The organism is Barnesiella sp. (assembly GCF_022723415.1).
Taxonomy (GTDB): domain Bacteria; phylum Bacteroidota; class Bacteroidia; order Bacteroidales; family Barnesiellaceae; genus Barnesiella; species Barnesiella intestinihominis.
Map to the genome: position 1 here is coordinate 1 of NZ_JAIJHU010000140.1, position 1,371 is coordinate 1,371.

Here is a 1,371-nt window from a genome sequence, read left to right on the forward strand (position 1 = left end):
CTAGAGGACAACTGCTTCGATTATCAACTAATTGTCTAGCCAACGATCAACTAGCAAAAGTACTAGACCCACTAAAAGCGGGGCGATAATCAACGAGATTAATTTTTCTAACATGGCTATCCCCCCCTTTCGGGGCAGTTGCCGTTAATGAGTATACCATAATTGCTTTAGGGTTGTTAGGGCTTGTCCTGACCGCCTGTAAGGCGCTTTTGAAACAAGATAAGGATTTTATCCAAGATTGTCTTAGAACGGCTTAGACGAGCACCTAGAGCTTCACACAACCCTCTTTGAACAACGGGTTTAGCAAAGGAGCCTTTAGGCGACTGCGCAGTATAATGTGAGAGCGAAGCGAACACACCTTTTAAGCGACCGTAGGGAGCAAGTTCCCAGTTTAGGAAAATTCGCGAATCTGTTTGAAAAAAAAAGAAGTGATTTTTTAGGCGGGAAAATTTAGCTCCCTCTTTTATAATCTCTTTTTAAACCTCTTTTTAAACCTCTTTACCGTCGTCTGTGTCCCTACTCTCCCAATGGATACAGAGGCTTTTGGGGGTGGTTTTGTCTGTTTTTGGGGGTGGTTTTGTCTGTTTAGATGTGCTATTATAGGGGTAGTTATCCTGTAAAGATACCCCTATAATAGATTTGAGGTGCTTAAATGACAAATGAAATTGTGAAATACCACCATGAATTAAATACAATTCCGCTACGTAAATTTACACCAGTCGAAATGAATTTGTTCTTCTCGATTGTGTCCAGAATGCGTGAAAAAGGGGATAAGACAGTTCGTTTTACGTTTGACCAACTAAAAGATTTGAGTAACTACAAAGCAACTGCGAATGTTCGATTTGTAGAAGATTTAAAAGCAACTTATGAAAAAATTTTATCTTTACGCTTTGGTCGCAGAAGTGAGTCTGGGCTTTCTTACGATATGTTTGTGATGTTTACAGAATTTAAAATTAACGGGGACGTAGAAAATCCTTACGTAGATATACGAATTTACGAAAAAGCTTTGCCTTTACTAAACAATTTAGATGAATGGGTGCGCTATTCTCTCCAACAATTCAATGAACTAGAAAGTAGTTACGCAAAAACAATGTTTCGTTTGTTAAAACAATACAGAACCAAAGGCTTTGCCTATTTTTCAAAAGAAGATCTTCACGAATTATTGGATATTCCAAAAAGTTATAGACAAAGTGATATAAATAAAAATGTCATAAAGCCTATCCAACAAGAACTAACCGCAATTTTCAAAGGTCTGACAATCAAAAAGAAATACGGAAAAGGACGGGGAAAGCCTGTTATTGGCTATCAATTCACATTTAAACCTGAGATAAAAAAAGCAGACGATTTTAACAAACATGCACCAACCAAAGA

Annotated in this window: 2 protein-coding genes; one reads left to right on the forward strand and one right to left on the reverse strand. The window is 37.6% G+C overall.

The annotated features are described in order from the left end of the window. Positions 1-27: 27 nt before the first annotated feature. Positions 28-114 (reverse strand): type I toxin-antitoxin system Fst family toxin, encoded by an 87-nt coding sequence (locus QVD32_RS13270; RefSeq protein ID WP_353847106.1) that lies wholly within the window; start codon positions 112-114, stop codon positions 28-30. 553 nt (positions 115-667) lie between these two features. On the opposite strand from QVD32_RS13270, the gene QVD32_RS13130 reads away from it, so the two are divergent. Continuing rightward, the coding region (locus QVD32_RS13130) for a replication initiation protein (RefSeq protein WP_353847105.1) at positions 668-1,371 on the forward strand (704 nt) is incomplete at its 3' end.